The organism is Pseudomonas sp. UBA6699 (assembly GCF_002454615.1).
Lineage (GTDB): Bacteria > Pseudomonadota > Gammaproteobacteria > Pseudomonadales > Pseudomonadaceae > Aquipseudomonas > Aquipseudomonas juntendi.
Window position 1 is genome coordinate 1 of record NZ_DKJF01000059.1, and the last position, 18,120, is coordinate 18,120.

The following is an 18,120-nucleotide window of genomic DNA, read 5'->3' on the forward strand; positions in this document are numbered from 1 at the left end:
CTTGCCGGCGATGAGGCCAGCACAGGCGGCAGCTTATTTGACGATCATGCCCACCCCACGCCCCCGTGGATCAGAGGCCGTCTCCAGCTTTGCCCCTTCTACCCGGATCGCCTGGATATCCCCCATCTCCCAGCCCTGGTCTTCCAGCACATACCCCATCTTCTTCAGGCCGTCAGCCACAGGCCCGGTCAACGGTGCATAGCTGTCGAAGTAGATGGTGTCCTTGGGCAGCAACTGATGGTGCACACGCTGCGCCGCCACCGCCTTGTCCAATGGCATGCCGTAGTCATACAGGTTGTTCATCACCTGGAAGATCGAGGTAAAGATCCGCGAACCACCCGGGGTGCCGATCACCAGCTCGACCTTGCCGTCACGGGTCATCAGGCTGGGGCTCATCGACGACAGCATGCGCTTGCCCGGCTCGATCGCGTTGGCATCACCGCCGACTACGCCAAAGGCATTGGCCGCCCCCGGCTTGGCGCTGAAATCGTCCATCTCGTCGTTCAGCAGGAAACCCGCCCCTTTTACCACCACGCCGCTGCCGTAGTCGAGGTTGAGGGTGTAGGTGTTGCTGACCGCGTTGCCGTGCTTGTCGACGATGGAAAAGTGCGTGGTCTGGTGCGGCTCCAGCCCGGGCTTGACCTTGTCGGTGTCGGAAATGGCTTTCGGGTTGACCTGCGCAGCGCGCTTGGCCAGGTAGTCCTTGGCCACCAGTTTATCCACCGGCACTTGGGTAAAGGCCGGGTCACCGAGGTAGTCGGCGCGGTCGGCGAACACGCGCTTCTCGATCTCGGCCAGCAGGTGGATGTACTGCGCCGAGTTGTGCGCCACCCCTTTGAAGTCCGCCGCGCGGTCTTCCTTGATGCCCAGCAACTGAGCCAGGGCTACACCGCCGGAGCTCGGTGGTGGCGCGGTATACACCACGTTGCCACGCCAGCTGACGGCCATCGGCTCACGCCATACGGCCTTGTAATCCTGCAGGTCTTGCTTGGTGATCAGGCCCTTGTCGGCCTGCATCTGCGCCACCAGCAAATCGGCAGTCTTGCCCTGGTAGAACTCGCTGACGCCTTTGTCGGCGATGCGCTCCAGGGTCTGGGCCAGTTCGGGCTGCCTGAACAGCTCGCCAACCTTCATGTTGCCGAAGTAATCGTTGAAGTTGGTCGCAGTCTTGAACATGCCCTGTGCATCGTTGCGGTACTGGTACTGCTTTTCCGCGACCTTGAAGCCATTTTTCGCATAGCCGATGGCCGGGGTCAGCAGCTCGCTCCAGGGCAGCTTGCCAAACTTGCGATGCGCCTCCCACAAGCCCATCACCGTGCCGGGTACGCCAGCGGCGCGCACCCCGACCAGGCTGAGGTTCTCGATGACCTCACCCTTGTCGTCCAGGTACATGTTGCGCGTGGCGGCCTTCGGCGCCACTTCGCGGTAGTCGAGGAAATACGGCTTGCCGTCGACGAACAGGGTCATGAAACCGCCGCCGCCGATATTGCCGGCCTCGGGGTAGGTCACCGCCAGGGTGAAGGCCGTGGCCACGGCGGCATCGACTGCGTTGCCGCCCTTTTTCAGGATATCGGCGGCGACCTGTGCACCATATTGATCGGGGGCAGCCACTGCACCGCCTTCCAGATCCGCAGCGTAAACCGAGGAACAGCTCAGGATCGCGGTTGCGAGAGCCAGGTACTGAAACGGGACAATACGCATGACACTTCCTTGGTGTTGTTTTTGTCGAGCAGTCAGTAAGGCCGATGCGCCTGAACTGTGCAATCAGCCGCAGGGCGTTTCGCCGCCCGTGGGCAGGCTTTGTCGCGTTCAGGCAACTCAGCAGGCGTACATGGCCAGCTTGCGCTGGATGAAATCCAGAAAGCACTGAATACGCAGGGCCAGCTGCGTGTTGCGGTAGTACACCGCGTGAATCGGTTGCCGGTAACCGTTGTTGGCTTCACCCAACAGCACCTGCAAGCGCCCGCTGCGAATGTCTTCGTGGGTCATGAAATGCGACAGGCTGACGATGCCCTCCCCGGCCAGCGCCAGCTGGCGCAGGGTCTCGCCGCTGGAAGCGAGCAACGCGGGGCGGATGCCGAAGCGGTCACCCTGGGCATGGCGCAGCGGCCATTGGTTGAGCGAGTCGGGCTGGCTGAAGCCAAGCAGGCAGTGGTTGGCCAGGTCCTCGACACGCTGGGGCGTCCCATGCTGCGCCAGGTAGGCGGGGCTTGCCAGCACCTGGACCGGGCTGCAGCCGAGGCTGCGTGCATGCAGGCTGGAGTCGGCCAGTTCGCCGATGCGAATCGCCACATCGGTGCTGTGCTCCAGCAGGTCGATGATCAGGTCGTCGGTATTCAGCTCCAGCTCTATGCCCGGGTACTGGCGGCGGAACTCGCCGATCCACGGCACGATGGCATGCAGCATGAAAGGGGCGGCAGCGTTGATGCGCAGGCGCCCGGTAGGGATCTGGCGGTTCATCGACAGGCGCTCTTCCATGTCGTCCATCTGCTGCAGGATCAACCGCGCGCGGTCGAGGAAAAAACGCCCTTCCTCGGTGAGGTCCATACGCCGGGTGGTGCGATTGACCAGAGTGGTGCCCAGCTTGCCCTCCAGGCGCGACAACGTGCGGCTGACGGCGGACGGGGTCTGGCCCATCTGCTCGGCAGCGGCGGAGATCGAGCCGCAGTCGATGACGGCGACGAACACCTGAAGTTCTTCGGATCGGGTTTTCACATTCGGGCCTGTGATGGGTCTGTGCAAGGATCAGATAATCGCATGTACAGGCCAACTGCGGCTGCTCCTACCTCACCGTGGGAGCAGGCCAGCCCGCGATGAGGCCAGTACAGGCAACCCATCACGCTGCCTTGCCGAACACCTTGTCCAGATGGGCTTCATAAGCTGCCAGCGCCGCCGGCACATCCGGGCGCTTCATCACATCCGTTGCCAGGAAAGTCGGCAGGCCGGTCATGCCAAGGAACTGGTTGGCCTTGTGGAACGGGAAGTACACTGCATCCACGCCTTTGCCTTCAAAGAAATCGCTCGGGTCATCGAAGGCCTGCTGCGGCGCGTTCCAGGTCAGCGACAGCATGTATTGCTTGCCGTGCACCAGGCCACCGCTGCCGTACTTCTGGGTGTGATCCGAGCGGGTGCGGCCATCGTTGGCGTAGAGGCTGCCATGGCCTGCGGTGAACACTTCATCGATGTACTTCTTCACCGTCCAAGGCGCGCCCATCCACCAGCCCGGCATCTGGTAGATGATCACATCGGCCCAGAGAAATTTCTCGACCTCGGCCTGCACGTCGTAGCCACCGTCGATGAACGTCTGCTGTACATCGAAACCGGCGCGGTCCAGGTGGGCGATGGCTGCTTCGTGCAAGGTCGTGTTGAGGCGGCCATCAGAGTGAGCGAACTGTTTACCACCATTGAGCAGAAGAATCTTTTTCATGCTGGCCTCCCCGGCCGAGTCAAAATTTGATGTCGGCAGGTTAGAGGTTCGCTGGGGCGGGATACAGAAGTCACCGGGCAAAATACAATTGACCAGAAGTCACGAATCAGCATCGCATTATTGCCGTAGAATCGGTTCACCACCCCTCACCGAGTAGCGCCCCATGACTGAGCAGATCGCCTTCATCCTCAAAGCCAAGACCCGCCCGGAAATGGCCGATGCGTTCGAAAACCTGTTCCGCCCTTATGTCGAGCCAAGCCGCCAGGAGCCAGGTTGCATCGAGTACCACATGCTGCGCGACCAGCAAGACCCGAGCCTGTTCGTGTTTTTCGAAGTGTGGGCCGACCAGGCCGCGCTGGATGTGCATTCGGCCCTGCCGCACATGGCCGCCTTCTTCGAAAAACGCATGGACTACCTTGAGCGTGTTTCGATATCCAGCGGGTCAACATGCTCAGCGCATCCAGCGCTAACCGTTGATCAGCAAGTGGCCGCCCAGTGCGGCCAGGCCGATGAAGAAACAACGCTTGAACAGCAACGCGCTGATGCGCTGACGCAACCACTGCCCGGCCAGCATGCCGAGCAAGGCTGGCGCCAGCATCAGCAGTGAAGCACCCAAGGCCTGGCCACCGAGGGCATCCTGCCCGGCCAGGCCAACAGCCAGTGCCAGGGTCGAAACCGTGAACGACAGGCCCAGCGCCTGGATCATCTGCTCGCGGCTCAGGCCCAGGCTCTGCAAGTAGGGCACCGCAGGTATCACGAATACGCCGGTTGCCGCCGTGATTACCCCCGTCACCAGCCCGCACGCCGGCCCCAGCCAACGCTCGTGCGCCGCTGCCAAGCGCAAGCCCGGCCCAACCAGCCCGTACACCGCGTACGCCAGCAAGGCCGCACCCAACGCATGCGCGGCCCATGGCCCGCTGTCGATGCCCAGCCAGGTACTGCCCAGCAAGGTGCCAATGAAGATCAGCGCCAGCATCGGGCCCAGCCGCACCAGCAACGCTCGCAGGTGCCCGCCGCTGGCCAACTGCCAAAGGTTGGTAAGGGTCGACGGCACGATCAGCAGTGCTGCAGCCTGCGCCGGAGGCATAGCCAGGCCCAGCAGGCCCATCGCGATGGTGGGCAGCCCCAGGCCGATCACGCCTTTCACTGCGCCGGCCAGCAGGAACGTCAGCACCACCAGCAGCGACAGAGCAGGGCCCATGTTGTGGTAGAAAGCGAGCAAGGTATTCATGGGCCGATAATGGCCCGTGGCGGGCAGGCTGAAAATCTGCCATACCCTTATCCAGACTCTTGCTGAGGCAGAGGCACATGCATTTCGACCTGATCGACCTCAAGCTGTTCCAGCACACCCTGGAGTGCGGCAACATCACCGCCGGTGCCAGCCGCAGCCATCTGTCGCTGCCGGCAGCCAGTGCGCGCATCCGGGCCATGGAAGCGTCGCTGGGCATCCCTTTACTGCAGCGTAACCGCCGCGGTGTTCAGCCGACCCCGGCCGGCCAGGCGCTGTTGCTGCATGCCCGCCTGATTGCCCAGCAGGTCGAACGCCTGCAGTTCGACCTGGGCCAGTACGCGCAGGGGCAGCACGGCCAAGTGCGCCTGCTGTGCAACACCGCAGCACTTACGGAGTACCTGCCCGAACTTGTGGCCGGTTATTTGGCTGAAAACCCCGGCGTCAGCGTGGACATACAGGAACTGCCGAGCCTGCGCATCGTGCAGGCGATTACGCAAGGCATGGCAGACCTTGGCATTGTTTCAACAGCCGCGCCTTTCCGGCACCTGCAAACCCGGCCGTTTCGTGACGACCCACTGGTGCTGGTAACGCCGCCTGGCCATCCGCTGGCCAGCGAGGCTGCCCCCAGCTTCATCGACAGCCTGGCGCATGGTCATGTCGGGCTTGGAGCAGGCAGTGCATTGGCGTTGTACCTGGAGGAACAGGCATTGCGGGAAGGCCGGCGCATGCAGGTGAGAGTGCGGGCCGAAGGGTTTGATGGCGTGATCCGCATGGTTGCAGGCGGGGCTGGGGTCGGGGTGGTGCCACTGGCGGCGGTGAAGCGTTGGCAAGGGCTGTTGCCGCTGCACTGGGTAGCCCTGGCGGAACCCTGGGCCAACCGCCGGTTGCTGGTGTGCGCGCGGGACTTTGCGGCGTTGCCAGGGTATGCGTCGGGGTTGGTTGACCGGCTGGTGGGAGCAACTGTCTTGCTCAATTACTAAAAGCTGGCGCGGTCCCTGTAGGAGCGGGCGCGCCCGCGAACACCGGCGCAGCCGGTGCCATGCACTGCGTTGGATTCTTCGCGGGTTTACCCGCGAAGAAGGCTCACACACAATGGCGTCATGGCGCCCCCAAAAAAAGGATTTTCCAGTGGCCTCGATCTACCAGCTGAAACCACGCTTCCAGGCCTTGTTGCGCCCGGCCGTGCAACGCCTTTACGACCGAGGCGTCACCGCCAACCAGGTCACTGTCACCGCTGCCGTGGTATCGCTCCTGGTGGGCGTGCTGCTGGCCGCCCTGCCGCACAGCACCTGGCTGTTCATCCTGGTACCGATCTGGATGCTGCTGCGCATGGCGCTGAATGCGGTCGACGGCATGCTGGCCCGGGAGTTCGGCCAGCAATCCACCCTCGGTGCTTACCTCAACGAACTGTGTGACGTGATTGCCGATGCAGCGCTGTACCTGCCCTTCGCCCTGTTGGCCGGGGTGTCGCCTGCGCTGGTGGTGCTGGTGGTGCTGTGCGCCACCTTCAGCGAGTACGCCGGTGTCATGGGCCCGCTGGCAGGCGCCTCGCGGCGCTACGACGGGCCTATGGGCAAGAGCGACAGGGCCTTCGCCTTCGGCGTGCTGGGCACCGGCGTCGCCTTTGGCCTGCTCGATGGCGCCTGGATCAACGGCCTGTTGCTGGTCATCCTCGCGCTCTCGCTCTATACCCTCTACAACCGGGTTCGCCAGGGCCTGGCCGAAACCCGCTGAGCCTATCGTCGCCGCAAAAGGACGTTGACCATGCGCCAAGCGCAAGCGCTGCACTTCCCCACCCATGACGGTGTCGAGCTGCATTACCGTCATTGGCCTGCCACCCGCAACGAACACCAGCCACGCCGCGCCGTGGTGATGTTCCACCGGGGCCATGAGCACGGCGGGCGCATGGCCCACCTGGCCGATGAGCTGGACATGCCGGGCTACGACTTCTTCGCCTGGGATGCCCGCGGCCACGGCCGCTCGCCAGGCGCGCGTGGCGACAGCCCGGGGTTCGCCACCAGTGTGCGCGACGTGCAAACCTTCATCGAACACATCCAGGCCCACCACGGCATCGCCGAACAGGACCTGGTGGTACTGGCACAAAGCGTCGGCGCCGTGCTGATCGCCACCTGGGCCCACGACTACGCGCCCAAGGTGCGCTGCCTGGTGTTGGCCTCGCCAGCGTTCAAGGTCAAGCTGTACGTGCCGTTTGCCCGCCCAGGCCTGAAGCTGCTGAAGGCCTTGCGCGGCAATTTCTTCGTGAATAGCTACGTCAAGCCGCGCCTGCTCACCCACGACCCTGAGCGGGTGATGTCGTACGTGGCCGACCCGCTGATCAGCCGGCCCATTTCGGTAACCATGCTGCTGGGCCTGTACGAGGCCGCCGACCGCGTGGTGGCCGACGCCCTGGCCATCCAGGTGCCGACCCAGCTGCTGGTGTCCGGGGCTGATTTCGTGGTCGAGCGCCAACCGCAAGAACGGTTTTTCGACCGGCTCGGCAGCACACGAAAGGAAATGCACATACTGCCCGGGTTCTTCCACGACACCTTGGGTGAACGTGATCGGGCCCATGCCCTGAGGCGCATCGAACGGTTTGTCGACCATTGCTTTGCCAGCCCCGCCGCGTTGCCCTCACTGCTGGATGCCGACAAGACCGGGGCCAGTTGCGCCGAGGCAGAGAGCCTGGCTGCGCCGCTGCCGCGCAACTCGCCCCGCGACCTTTACTGGCGCGCCACCCGCGCTGGCTTGAGCCTGGGCAAGGGGCTGTCTGCGGGGGTGAAGCTCGGGTTTGACACCGGCTTCGATTCTGGCAGCACCCTCGACTACGTGTACCGCAACCAGCCGACCGGCAAGGGCAAACTGGGGCGCCTGATCGACCAGAACTACCTCGACGCCATCGGCTGGCGTGGCATACGCCAACGCAAGCTGCACGTCGAGCAATTGCTGCGCCTGGCCATCGCCCACCTGCGTGAACAGCAACGGCCCGTGCACATTGTCGATATCGCGGCCGGCCATGGCCGCTATATCCTCGAAGCCCTTCAAGGCCTTGAGCAGTTGCCAGATTCGATCCTGCTGCGCGACTACAGCGAACTGAACGTTCAGCAAGGCAGCGCGCTGATCCGCGAGAAGGGCCTGGCCGACATCGCCCGCTTCTTACAGGGCGATGCTTTCGATCGCCAGAGCCTGGCCACACTTGAACAACCCCCAACGTTGGGCGTGGTTTCAGGGCTGTACGAGCTCTTCCCCAGTAACCAACTGGTGGGCAATTCCCTGGCCGGGCTGGCCGACGCCATAGAGGATGGCGGCTACCTGGTCTACACCGGCCAGCCATGGCACCCGCAACTGGAGATGATTGCCCGCGCCCTCACCAGCCACCGCGGTGGCGAGGCTTGGGTAATGCGCCGGCGCAGCCAGGCCGAGATGGACCAGCTGGTTGAGGCCGCGGGCTTCCGCAAGCTGGCCCAGCGCATCGATGAATGGGGCATTTTCAGCGTCAGCCTGGCACAGCGGGTGCGCTGAGTGAGCCCGCCACGCGAGCACGGGCTGATTCGCCGGGGTGTGTTCTGGCTTCTGCTGCTGGGGCCGTTGTTCTTCCTCAGCTATGGGCTGGCGAACAATTACACGGCTGGGCGCAGTGATGTCGGCAGCCTGGTGTTCGGCTGGGAGCACGGCATGCCGCTGTGGCCCTGGACGATCATCCCGTACTGGTCGATCGACCTGCTGTACGGGTTGTCCTTCCTGCTGCCGCGCACACGCCAGGAAATGGACCGCCACGCGCTGGCGTTACTCAGCGCACAGGTGATCAGCGTCTGCTGTTTTCTGCTGTGGCCGCTGCGGTTCACCTTCGAGCGGCCGGGCCTGGACGGGCTGTTCGGCTGGCTATTCGATGTGTTGATGGGCTTCGACAAGCCATTCAACCAGGCGCCTTCGCTGCACATCGCTTTGCTGGTGATCATCTGGGCGATGTTTGCCCGGCATGTGCAACGCCAGCCCTGGCGTTGGCTGATGCATGGCTGGATGGCGCTGATCGGGGTGTCGGTGCTGACCACCTGGCAGCACCATTTCATCGATGTGCCCACGGGGGCGCTGGCGGGGTTTGCCTGCCTGTGGCTGTGGCCGCAGCAAGGGCGCCTGCCCTTTCAGGCGGCCCGTCTTGCTCAGGATGCCAAGCGCTGGAAGGTTGCCGCTTGTTATGCCTTGGGCGCCCTGCTGTGTGTACTCCCTGCCGCTGCGATGGGCGGGGCTTGGCTGTGGTTGAGTTGGCCGGCGGTGTCGTTGGGGCTGGTGGCGCTGAACTACGCCGTGTTCGGGGCGGGTGGTTTTCAGAAGGGTGATGACGGGCGCTTGTCGCCTGCAAGCCGGTGGCTGCTGGCACCCTATCTGGCGGGCGCATGGCTCAATTCGCGGCTGTGGACCCGGCGCCATCCACAGGCCGACGAGGTGTGCGATGGTGTGTACCTGGGGAGAATCCCAGGGCGCGACACGCAGTTCGCTGCAATTGTTGATCTGTGCGCAGAACTGCCGTGTAACGCAAACCATTGTAGGAGCGGCCTTGTGTCGCGAGAGGGGCGCGAAGCGGCCCAGGGTTTCCAGCTTCGCAGCAGAAACTGTCGGGGCTGCTCCGCAGCCCTTTCGCGACGCAAGGCCGCTCCTACGACGATCGCGTCAGCCCTTGACTATCAGTGTTTCGCTACCCTGGATCTGATAGCGCCAGACGTTGCCCTGCTACAGCAGGCCGCCAACGCCATCGAACACCTGCACGCCCAGGGCCCGGTGCTAGTGTGCTGCGCTTTAGGCTACTCACGCAGCGCCAGTGCCGTGGCGGCCTGGCTGGTGGTGACCGGCCGGTGCGTTGACGCCCAGCAGGCAGAATCCCTTATCCGCAAAGCCCGCCCCGGCATCGTATTGCACAGTGCCCACCGCCATGCGCTCCAGCAACTGGGAGCACAGCCATGAACCTGCGCGTGGCCGCCAGCCTGCTGGGCCGAGGCAAACAGCTGGAGCGCCTGTCCGACGGCCTCACCTTGCTGGCCCTGGCGTATGGCCTTTCACCGCTGCTCAATGCCCCGCTGCATCCGCTGGCGAGCCTGCTGTGCAGCGTGCTGCTGGTGCTCGGCGTGCTCCACAAATACTGGGCCATCCGCGTGGCTATCGATGCCGAACTGTTTGCCCACCTGGCCAATAGCGCAGACCTGCCGGCTGACACCCAGGCCCTGGACCGCGCCCTGTTCGAACTGAAACTCAAACCACAGGCCACCGACGGCCGCGCCTGGCCTGCCCGCAGCCGCGCCGCACTGGGCCTGTTGCGCCGTCAGGCCGTATGCCTCGGCCTGCAGCTGTCGCTAGCCTTGGCTACCCTGCTGACACTGCCTTTGAAGGGATGACCACCTGCCTATGCTCGCCAACCTGACTGCTTACGTCATCACCTCGGCCGCCCGCCTGATTACCGGGGCCCGCGCCCTCTGGCTGGGGTGCTCGGCGCTGCCGGTGCAGCGCCTGTATTTCGCCAACCACAGCAGCCACGGCGACTTCGTGCTGCTGTGGGCCTCGCTGCCGCAAGGGCTGCGCCAACGCACGCGCCCGGTGGCCGGCGCAGACTACTGGGCCAGGCCGGGCATCCGCGACTTTCTTATCCGCAAGGTCTTCAACGGGGTATTGATCGAGCGCCAGCGCAGCGAAGGGCAAGGCAACCCTTTGCAGCCGGTGCTGGACGCGGTGGCCCAGGGCGACTCGCTGATCTTCTTCCCGGAGGGCACGCGCAACCTTGGCGACGAACCGCTACTGCCCTTCAGAAGCGGGTTGTATCACCTGGCAGCAGCCCACCCGCAGGTCGAACTGGTACCGGTCTGGATCGCCAACCTCAACCGGGTGATGCCCAAAGGGCGCGCCTTGCCACTGCCGTTGCTGTGCACCCTGAGCTTTGGCGAACCGCTGCACCTGCAAGCCGATGAAAGCAAGCAGGCGTTTCTCGAGCGGGCCAGCCAGGCCCTGCTGAACCTGGCCCCCAAGGATGCCTGACATGGACAACAACACCCTTTCCCTGTTTGCCGGCATCGGCGCCCTGCTGCTGCTGGCCAGCGTGGTCGGCCGCCTGCTCAAATGGCGCGCCGGCCCGGCGCCGCACGCCGTGATCGACAACCTCAACGCCCGCATCAATGCCTGGTGGGTGATGGTGGTGGTGATCGGCATTGCCTTTGTGTTCGGCAAGTACGGTGTGATCGTGCTGTTCTACGGTGTGTCGTTCTATGCCCTGCGCGAATTCATGACCCTCACCCCTACCCGGCGCAGCGACTACCCGGCACTGGTGGCAGCCTTCTACGTGGCACTCCCGGTGCAGTACGTGCTGATCGCCATGGACTGGTACGGCCTGTTCAGCATCTTCATCCCGGTGTACCTGTTCCTGCTGCTGCCGATCCTGGCCAGCCTGGGCGGTGATACCACACGTTTCCTCGAGCGTGCGTCAAAAGTGCAATGGGGCTTGATGATCGCCGTGTACTGCGTGTCGTCGGTGCCGGCCCTGATGACCCTGGACATCCCCGGCTACGAGGGCCGCAACCTGCTGCTGATCGCCTGGCTGATTCTGGTGGTGCAACTCAGCGACGTGCTGCAGTACGTGTGCGGCAAGCTGTTCGGCAAACACAAGGTGGCGCCCAACCTGTCCCCCTCCAAGACCGTCGAAGGCCTGGCCGGCGGCGTAGCGCTGGCCACCCTGATCGGCGCCCTGCTGTGCTGGATCACGCCCTTCAGCTTCTGGCAGGCCGCGCTGATGGCCTTGGCCGTGAACGCCATGGGCTTCTTCGGCGGGCTGGTGATGTCGGCTATCAAGCGTGACCGTGGGGTGAAAGACTGGGGGCACATGATCGAAGGCCACGGCGGCATGCTCGACCGCATGGATTCGGTGTGCTTTGCGGCGCCAGTGTTCTTCCACTTTGTGCGGTATTGGTGGGCATAGCGCGACCAGACAGCTGGACGTCGAGCCCAGGCAACTGCGGCTCGGCCGATGGCCCTATGGTGACCCGTCATTCAGCCAGTCACCAGGAGTTGTGCCATGTCCGATTTCATCACCGTCCTGCGCGAAACCTGCCCCACGCCGGTCGTGGACGCCACCAAGTGGAAGCGCATCGGCGGCGATCCGCACACCGTGAACCTCAATGCCTACCTGTCGGCCGACGGCAGCAAGATCATGGGCACCTGGATCTGCACCCCGGGCAAGTTCGAGGTCAATTACGATAAGTGGGAGTTCTGCCACTTCCTCGATGGCTACTGCATCATCACCCCGGAAGGCGAAGAGCCGAAGCACCTGAAGGCCGGTGACGTGTTCGTCATTGAACCGGGTATGAAAGGCACCTGGGAAGTGGTCGAGACCGTGCGCAAGTATTTCGTTTTCGCCTGATCAGACACTCTACAACTAACTCTGTGGGGCGGGCGCGCCCGCGAAACAGGCAGCGTGGTGGATGGCACCGGCTTTGCCGGTGTTCGCGGGCATGCCCGCTCCCACAGGGTTATGTGGCCACCTGGCCCGCGATGAAGCCCACCTCTTGCGTCAATCTTTCTTGCGATACCCCTCGACGATAGCCGAGAAGTCCTTGCCACCCTCGCCACGCAAGCTCATGGCCTGATACAACTGCTGGGCCACAGCCCCCAGGATCACCGGCTGGTGTGCCTGGCGCGCCGCTTCGGTCGCCAGCCCCAGGTCCTTGAGCATCAGTTCGGCGCCAAAGCCACCGGTATAGCCACGCGATGCTGGCGCGGTTTCGATAATGCCCGGCCATGGGTTGTAGGTATCCGAGCTCCAGCAACGCCCAGTCGAACTGTTGATGATGCCGGCCAGCACCTGGGTATCGATGCCCAGCGCATTACCCAGCGCCATGGCCTCGGACACGCCGATCATCGAGATACCCAACAGCAGGTTGTTGCAGATCTTGGCGATTTGCCCGGTGCCCACCTCGCCGCAGTGGACGATATTGCGGCCCATCTGCTCCAGCACCGGCTTGAGGCTGGCGAACAACTCGGCGCTGGCACCGACCATGAACGTCAGCGTGCCGGCTGCCGCACCGCCGGTGCCACCGGACACCGGCGCATCGCCCATGTCCACGCCCTTGGTCGCTGCAGCCTTGGACACATCACGCGCGGTCTGCGGATCGATGGTGCTGCAGTCCACGGTAGGTGTACCGGCACGAATACCGGCCAGCACGCCATCTTCGTTCAGGTATACGCTGCGCACATGGGCAGCGGCAGGCAGCATGGTGATCACCAGCTCGCTGTTGGCCGCCGCGTCCTTGGGCGACGGGCTGATCTGCCCACCCAGTTCGGCCAGCTCGGCGAGTACAGCCTTGTTCAAGTCGAACAGGTTCAACTGGTGCCCGGCCTTGATCAGGTTGCGGGCCATGGGCGCGCCCATGTTGCCCAGGCCAATGAATGCAATACGCATGACGTCTCCTTAGCGCAGGCTGATGGTGGTGTTCACGCCGTCGTTGACGCTGTCGTCGTCGAACCAGCGGGCAGTGACGGTCTTGGTCTGCGTGTAGAACTGCACCACTTGCTTGCCGTATGGCCCAAGGTCGCCGAGTTTGGACCCACGCGAGCCGGTGAAACTGAAGAACGGGACCGGCACCGGGATCGGGATGTTGATGCCCACCTGGCCCACGTCGATCTCGCTCTGGAACTTGCGCGCTGCCGCGCCGCTTTGGGTGAACAGGCCAGTGCCGTTGCCGAACGGGTTGGCGTTGACCAGGGCGATGGCTTCGTCGAGGGTATCGACCTCCAGGGTCACCAGCACCGGGCCGAAGATTTCCTGGGTGTAGACCTGCATGTCAGTCTTCACACCCGAGAACAGGGTTGGGCCAACGAAGTTGCCGTGCTCGTAACCCGGCACCGTGACGTCGCGGCCATCGAGTTCTAGCTTGGCGCCTTCCTTGATGCCGCTTTCGATCAGGCCCAGCACACGCTCCTTGGCGCGTTTGGAAACCACCGGGCCGACATCGGTGCCTGGCTCACACCCGGCATTGACCTTGAGCTTGCTGGCTGCTTCCTTGATGTCCGGCAGCCACTCACGGGCCTTGCCCACCAGCACCGCCACCGAGGTGGCCATGCAGCGCTGGCCCGCCGCGCCGAAGGCGGCACCTACCAGGGCATTGATGGTTTGCGTACGGTTGGCATCGGGCAGCACCACGGCGTGGTTCTTGGCGCCCATCATCGACTGCACGCGCTTGCCGTGCTGGCTGCCCAGGTTGTACACGTGGGTACCGACTTCGGTAGAGCCGACGAAGGAAATCGCCTTGATGTCCTGATGAGTGCAAATGGCATCCACCACCTGTTTGCCACCGTGCACCACATTCAGCACCCCGGCCGGTACGCCGGCTTCCAGCGCCAGCTCGACCAGCAGCATGGTCGACAGCGGATCCTGCTCGGACGGTTTGAGCACAAAGGTGTTGCCGCAGACGATGGCCATGGGGAACATCCACAGCGGGATCATCGCCGGGAAATTGAACGGCGTGATGCCAGCGCATACACCGATAGGCTGGCGCAGGGTGTAGGTATCGACACCGCCGGCGACGTTTTCGGCGAATTCACCCATCTGCAAGGTGCCGATGGAAGCAGCGTGTTCCACCACTTCCAGGCCGCGGAAAATATCACCCTCGGCGTCAGCCAGGGTTTTGCCCTGCTCGGCGCTGAGCACCTGGGCAATGCGCTTGGTGTGTTCGCGAATAAGCGCCTGCAGCTTGAGCATGATGCGCATGCGCGCGCCAATCGGGGTGTCTCGCCAGGTCTTGAAGGCACGGTGGGCAGCGGCTACCGCTGCATCGACTTCATCTACCGTGGCGAACGGTACCCGCGCCAGCACCTCTTGGGTGGCCGGGTTGACGATGTCGCGCCATTCGGTGGTCTTGGACTCGACCCACTGGCCGTCGATCAGCAGCTTCACCTGGTCGACCTTGGTCGGGTTCGGGGATTGCGGTGCGTTCATCTGCGTTCTCCTTGGAATTATTGTCGGGACGAGATCGCCAGCGCCAAGCAAACGCGAGGTGGCGTCCTGAGGCTTGTTTCGAGTATAGATGTGCAAACATCCAACAAGAACGCACAAAAAAACCGGATCATCATGCAAAAAGATCTCACATCCCTGAGCGCGCTCAACTGGGACGATTTGAAGTTTTTCCTTGAAGTGGCCCGTACCCGCAAGGCCAGCAGTGCCGCCAAACGGCTGAGCGTGGACTACACCACGGTGTCGCGGCGCATCAGCTCGCTGGAGGGGGCGCTGGGCACGTTGCTGTTCGAAAAGTCGCGCACCAACGGCTTTGTTCTCACCGCCGAGGGCCAGCGTTTGCTGGGCTATGCCGAGTCGATCGAAAGCACGCTGCACATGGCCTGCGAGCAGGTATCCGGGTCGAGCGTGGCGTTGTCGGGGCATGTGCGCATGGGGTGCACAGAAGGCTTCGGCAGTTTCTTCATTACCCCGCAGTTGAGCCACTTCGTCGATGCCTACCCGGCCATTTCGGTGGATATCCTGCCGCTGCCGCACTTCATCAGCCTGTCCAAGCGCGAGGCGGATATCGTCATCGCCCTGGAGCGGCCCGAGCATGGGCCTTATGTGTGCTGCAAGCTGTGCGACTACAGTTTGCGGCTGTATGCGACGCAGGGCTACCTGGACCGCCATGCGCCGATTCGCCAGGTGGCTGACCTGGCCAGGCACCCGTTCATCAGTTACGTGGACGACCTGGCGTTCAGCTCGGAGTTGCTGTACCTGGCCAACTTGATTCCCGGCGCCAGCGCGCATTTGCGCAGTACCAGTGTGATTGCCCAGTACACGGCGGCGCTGCAGGGGCGCGGGCTGGCGATCCTGCCGTGTTTCCTGGCTGCACAGGATCCACGGCTGGTCACGGTGTTGCCAGAGGACATCGAGGTGACGCGGCAATTCTGGATGTATTGCCGGGAGAATTTGCGCAAGTTGAAGCGGATTACACTGTTGTGGGATTACATCCGTGGGGTGACCGAGGCGAATGCACCGTTGTTGATGGGGCAGACCCGGGAAATCCGCTTTGCCCAGCAGTGACGGGGCTCAGTAAGACGCCACCACGATGGACACGCGCCGGTTCTCTGTACGCCCGGCGCTGGTGCGGTTGTCTGCCACCGGCTGGCTGCTGCCCAGGCCCTGGCTCTGGACGTTCTGCGGCTGCATGCCGACCCCGACCAAGGCTTTGGCCACGCTCTGCGCGCGGCGCTCGGACAACTGCTGGTTATAGGCCGCCTTGCCCGACGAGTCGGTATGCCCGTCTACCCGCACACGCTGGATACCCACGCCCAGCAGTGCCTTGCCGATCCGCTCGACAATCGCCTGGCTCTGGCTGTTGAGGCTGTCCAGGTCACTGCCGAACAACACTTTGCCAGACAAGTCATACGCCCAGCCTTCATCGGTGGGGGTAAAGCCTTCGCGCTTGAGCACGGCAATCTGTTCCGGGGTCAGCCCCTTGGGCGGCGCGCTTTGGCAGCCGGTCAGCGCCAGCACAGCGAGCAACACGGCCCACAGTGGAAAACGTAAAGCCTGTATCACGGGTTCAGCTCCTGTTGTCGATAGGGTTGGCGGACCGTTCCGTCTGCGCCACTTGCCAATGGCCACGCCGTTTGCGCTTGGCCTGATACATCGCCGTATCGGCGGCATCCAGAAGACTGGCCGGGTCGGCGCCGTCTTCCGGGTAATAGGCGATACCGACGCTCACCGACGTAGCGACACTGCGGCCGCTGTCCAGCTGCACCGGCAGCTTCATGCTGGCGACGATTTTTTCGGCAATGTGCTCGGCATCCCGGCGCGTTTGCAAGGGCGTCAGCAGCACGGCGAATTCATCGCCGCCCAAACGTGCAACCAGATCATGCTCACGCAGCTGGGCACGCAGGCGCTCGGCCACGCTGATCAGTACCTCGTCCCCCACCGCATGGCCCAGCGTGTCGTTGATCTGCTTGAAATGGTCACTGTCGAGGAACAGCAGCGCCATGTGATCCTGCTGGCTGGCTGCGTTGCGCACGCTGCGGCTCAGGCGCCCTTCGAAGAAGGCGCGGTTGGGCAGGCCGGTCAGGCTGTCGTGGCTGGCCTGGTGGGCCAAGGTCTGGTTTTCGCTCTGCAGGTGGCTTTGCCACACTTCCAGTTCGTCCAGCAGGGCGTTGAAGTCATTCCCCAGCTCGTTGAGCTCGGCAATCGCCGTTTCCGGCACACGCCGGTCGAAGCTGCGCTCGCGGCGGGCGGCGTGGGCGACGCTGGCCAAGCCGCGCAGCGGCCGGGTGATATCGCCGAGCAGGCGCCGCGACAGGTACTGGGCAGCCAAGGCGCTCAAGACCGTGCAACACAGAATACCGGCAAGCCCCCCCAGCATGAACAGCAACAGGCTACGCCCCTGGCCAACCAGTTCGATGCGGCCGATCTGTTGCTGCTGGTGCATGATCGGCAGCTTGACCGTTTCGTCCAGCAACGCGCTGGCGACCTGCGCTTCCAGCAGGGCAAGCATGCCCGAATCGGCACGCTGCCAGCGCGCCAGTTGCTCGCCTTCACCATTGAAGACCCTGGCCTCGGCCACTTCCTCGGCGCTGGCGATCAGCCCCAGCGCTTCACTGGCGGCGGCACTGTCATCGAACACCACCGCCGCCTCCACGGTGTAGCTGATCGACCGGGCAATCAGTTGCAGGTTGTGATTGGCGTAGGCGCTCAAGGCCAGCACGCCCAACAGGGTCAAGGAAATACCGGCCAGGCCCACGGCCAGCAAGGCGACATTCAAGTGTGCACGGCCCAGCACCGAGCGCAGGGTTGGGCGCAGGCTGCGCTTGCGGGTCGGCTTCATGGTTGCACCGCCCGGCGCCGCGACAGTTGCAGCACGCTGGGGTGAATGCGCACCCCGGAGCGCGCCACCGAGTCAAGGTTGACCTCGAAGGCCACCTGCTGGTCGCTGACCCGCAGGCAGAACAGGCTGCCGAGGGTGCATGGGTCATTCGATTCGCTGATGCTCAGGACCGGGTAGCCGCTGACCCGCTCGAACAGCTTGTCACGCTGGCGCTGGTCGAGCTTGCCGATGTAGATCGCATCACACGCCTGAGCGACCTGACTGTCATCTGCCAGCAAGCGCTTCACTTGCAGCGGGCGGCCAGACGCCTGCACCTGGCCCTTGATCAGGTCATCAGCGTATTCGGTGGGGCCGACCAGGCACAGGCGTAATGGAGACGGCTCCACCGGCCAGCGCGCGTAGCTGAAAATGCCCAGCACGACCTGGGTGACGGCCTTGGCCCGTTGCTGCGCCTGGGCGTTGGTGGTTGCAGTGTCCGCCCGGGCAGGATCCGTAGCGATAAACAGGACGGCCAGCAATAGCGAAACCGCACAGCTTGTCACACGTCTTGCGGCCACATGCATGTGGGGAATCTCTCAAAGTCCTTTCTGGTCTCGGCGCAACGATAGCACATGGCCGCATCACTGTAGAAAGGCAGG

18 protein-coding genes and 1 pseudogene are annotated in these 18,120 nt (G+C 63.7%); 10 read left to right on the plus strand and 9 right to left on the minus strand.

The features are described 5' to 3' along the window. Positions 1-33: 33 nt before the first annotated feature. The 3 genes from ggt to B3361_RS11690 form a co-directional block, all read right to left on the minus strand. Entirely contained in the window at positions 34-1,701 is a 1,668-nt protein-coding gene (ggt, locus tag B3361_RS11680; RefSeq protein ID WP_029887178.1) for a gamma-glutamyltransferase, read from the minus strand. Between the two features lie 117 nt (positions 1,702-1,818). Next, complete coding sequence (locus tag B3361_RS11685; RefSeq protein ID WP_054905835.1) at positions 1,819-2,715, minus strand: LysR family transcriptional regulator; 897 nt, start codon at positions 2,713-2,715, stop codon at positions 1,819-1,821. 121 nt (positions 2,716-2,836) lie between these two features. Beyond that, positions 2,837-3,427, minus strand: a complete 591-nt coding sequence (locus B3361_RS11690) for an NAD(P)H-dependent oxidoreductase (protein WP_009683866.1) — start codon at positions 3,425-3,427, stop codon at positions 2,837-2,839. A 163-nt stretch (positions 3,428-3,590) separates the two neighbouring features. Between B3361_RS11690 and B3361_RS11695 the strand changes: the two are divergent. Next, a pseudogene (locus B3361_RS11695) lies at positions 3,591-3,904 on the plus strand (putative quinol monooxygenase). Here B3361_RS11695 and B3361_RS11700 read toward each other — a convergent pair. After that, positions 3,894-4,658 carry a sulfite exporter TauE/SafE family protein gene (locus B3361_RS11700; RefSeq protein ID WP_054905837.1) on the minus strand — a complete coding sequence of 255 codons (765 nt, stop codon included), beginning with the start codon at positions 4,656-4,658 and terminating at the stop codon, positions 3,894-3,896. The pseudogene B3361_RS11695 and the gene B3361_RS11700 overlap by 11 nt on opposite strands. 77 nt (positions 4,659-4,735) lie before the next feature. Here B3361_RS11700 and B3361_RS11705 point away from each other — a divergent pair, with 77 nt between their 5' ends. The 8 genes from B3361_RS11705 (at position 4,736) to B3361_RS11740 (ending at position 12,051) form a co-directional block, all read left to right on the plus strand. Continuing rightward, the gene (locus tag B3361_RS11705) at positions 4,736-5,638 is read left to right on the plus strand and encodes a LysR family transcriptional regulator (protein WP_054905838.1); all 903 of its coding nucleotides are present in this window, start codon (positions 4,736-4,738) and stop codon (positions 5,636-5,638) included. Positions 5,639-5,786: 148 nt separating this feature from the next. Beyond that, a complete protein-coding gene (locus tag B3361_RS11710; RefSeq protein WP_054905839.1) occupies positions 5,787-6,392 on the plus strand; it encodes a CDP-alcohol phosphatidyltransferase family protein in 606 nt (201 codons plus the stop codon). A 30-nt stretch (positions 6,393-6,422) separates the two neighbouring features. Beyond that, positions 6,423-8,177 carry a bifunctional alpha/beta hydrolase/class I SAM-dependent methyltransferase gene (locus B3361_RS11715; protein ID WP_054905840.1) on the plus strand — a complete coding sequence of 585 codons (1,755 nt, stop codon included), beginning with the start codon at positions 6,423-6,425 and terminating at the stop codon, positions 8,175-8,177. Beyond that, positions 8,178-9,614, plus strand: a complete 1,437-nt coding sequence (locus B3361_RS11720; protein WP_054905841.1) for a phosphatase PAP2/dual specificity phosphatase family protein — start codon at positions 8,178-8,180, stop codon at positions 9,612-9,614. Continuing rightward, a complete protein-coding gene (locus tag B3361_RS11725; protein ID WP_054905842.1) occupies positions 9,611-10,042 on the plus strand; it encodes a hypothetical protein in 432 nt (143 codons plus the stop codon). The genes B3361_RS11720 and B3361_RS11725 overlap by 4 nt, the downstream gene beginning before the upstream one ends. A 10-nt stretch (positions 10,043-10,052) precedes the next feature. Beyond that, positions 10,053-10,676: a lysophospholipid acyltransferase family protein gene (locus tag B3361_RS11730; RefSeq protein ID WP_054905843.1), complete on the plus strand. Its 624-nt coding sequence runs from the start codon at positions 10,053-10,055 to the stop codon at positions 10,674-10,676. A gap of 1 nt (position 10,677) precedes the next feature. Beyond that, positions 10,678-11,610 (plus strand): phosphatidate cytidylyltransferase, encoded by a 933-nt coding sequence (locus B3361_RS11735; protein ID WP_009683878.1) that lies wholly within the window; start codon positions 10,678-10,680, stop codon positions 11,608-11,610. Positions 11,611-11,706: 96 nt separating this feature from the next. After that, entirely contained in the window at positions 11,707-12,051 is a 345-nt protein-coding gene (locus B3361_RS11740) for a cupin domain-containing protein (RefSeq protein ID WP_003251579.1), read from the plus strand. 150 nt (positions 12,052-12,201) lie between these two features. Here B3361_RS11740 and mmsB read toward each other — a convergent pair whose 3' ends face one another. Together mmsB and B3361_RS11750 are read right to left on the minus strand one after the other, a co-directional pair. Further along, entirely contained in the window at positions 12,202-13,089 is an 888-nt protein-coding gene (gene mmsB, locus B3361_RS11745) for a 3-hydroxyisobutyrate dehydrogenase (RefSeq protein WP_054905844.1), read from the minus strand. Positions 13,090-13,098: 9 nt separating this feature from the next. After that, positions 13,099-14,625, minus strand: a complete 1,527-nt coding sequence (locus B3361_RS11750) for a CoA-acylating methylmalonate-semialdehyde dehydrogenase (protein ID WP_054905845.1) — start codon at positions 14,623-14,625, stop codon at positions 13,099-13,101. 132 nt (positions 14,626-14,757) lie between these two features. Between B3361_RS11750 and B3361_RS11755 the strand changes: the two genes are divergently transcribed. Continuing rightward, the gene (locus B3361_RS11755; RefSeq protein ID WP_286920229.1) at positions 14,758-15,708 is read left to right on the plus strand and encodes a LysR family transcriptional regulator; all 951 of its coding nucleotides are present in this window, start codon (positions 14,758-14,760) and stop codon (positions 15,706-15,708) included. Between the two features lie 6 nt (positions 15,709-15,714). Here B3361_RS11755 and B3361_RS11760 read toward each other — a convergent pair whose 3' ends face one another. Genes B3361_RS11760 through B3361_RS11770 form a run of 3 tightly spaced genes read right to left on the minus strand, consistent with a single transcriptional unit; the run spans position 15,715 to position 18,045 of the window. Then, the gene (locus B3361_RS11760; RefSeq protein WP_054905847.1) at positions 15,715-16,206 is read right to left on the minus strand and encodes an OmpA family protein; all 492 of its coding nucleotides are present in this window, start codon (positions 16,204-16,206) and stop codon (positions 15,715-15,717) included. A gap of 4 nt (positions 16,207-16,210) precedes the next feature. Beyond that, complete coding sequence (locus B3361_RS11765) at positions 16,211-17,482, minus strand: diguanylate cyclase domain-containing protein (RefSeq protein ID WP_054905848.1); 1,272 nt, start codon at positions 17,480-17,482, stop codon at positions 16,211-16,213. Continuing rightward, the gene (locus B3361_RS11770) at positions 17,479-18,045 is read right to left on the minus strand and encodes a YfiR family protein (RefSeq protein ID WP_033690595.1); all 567 of its coding nucleotides are present in this window, start codon (positions 18,043-18,045) and stop codon (positions 17,479-17,481) included. The genes B3361_RS11765 and B3361_RS11770 overlap by 4 nt, the downstream gene beginning before the upstream one ends. Between the last annotated feature and the right edge of the window lie 75 nt (positions 18,046-18,120).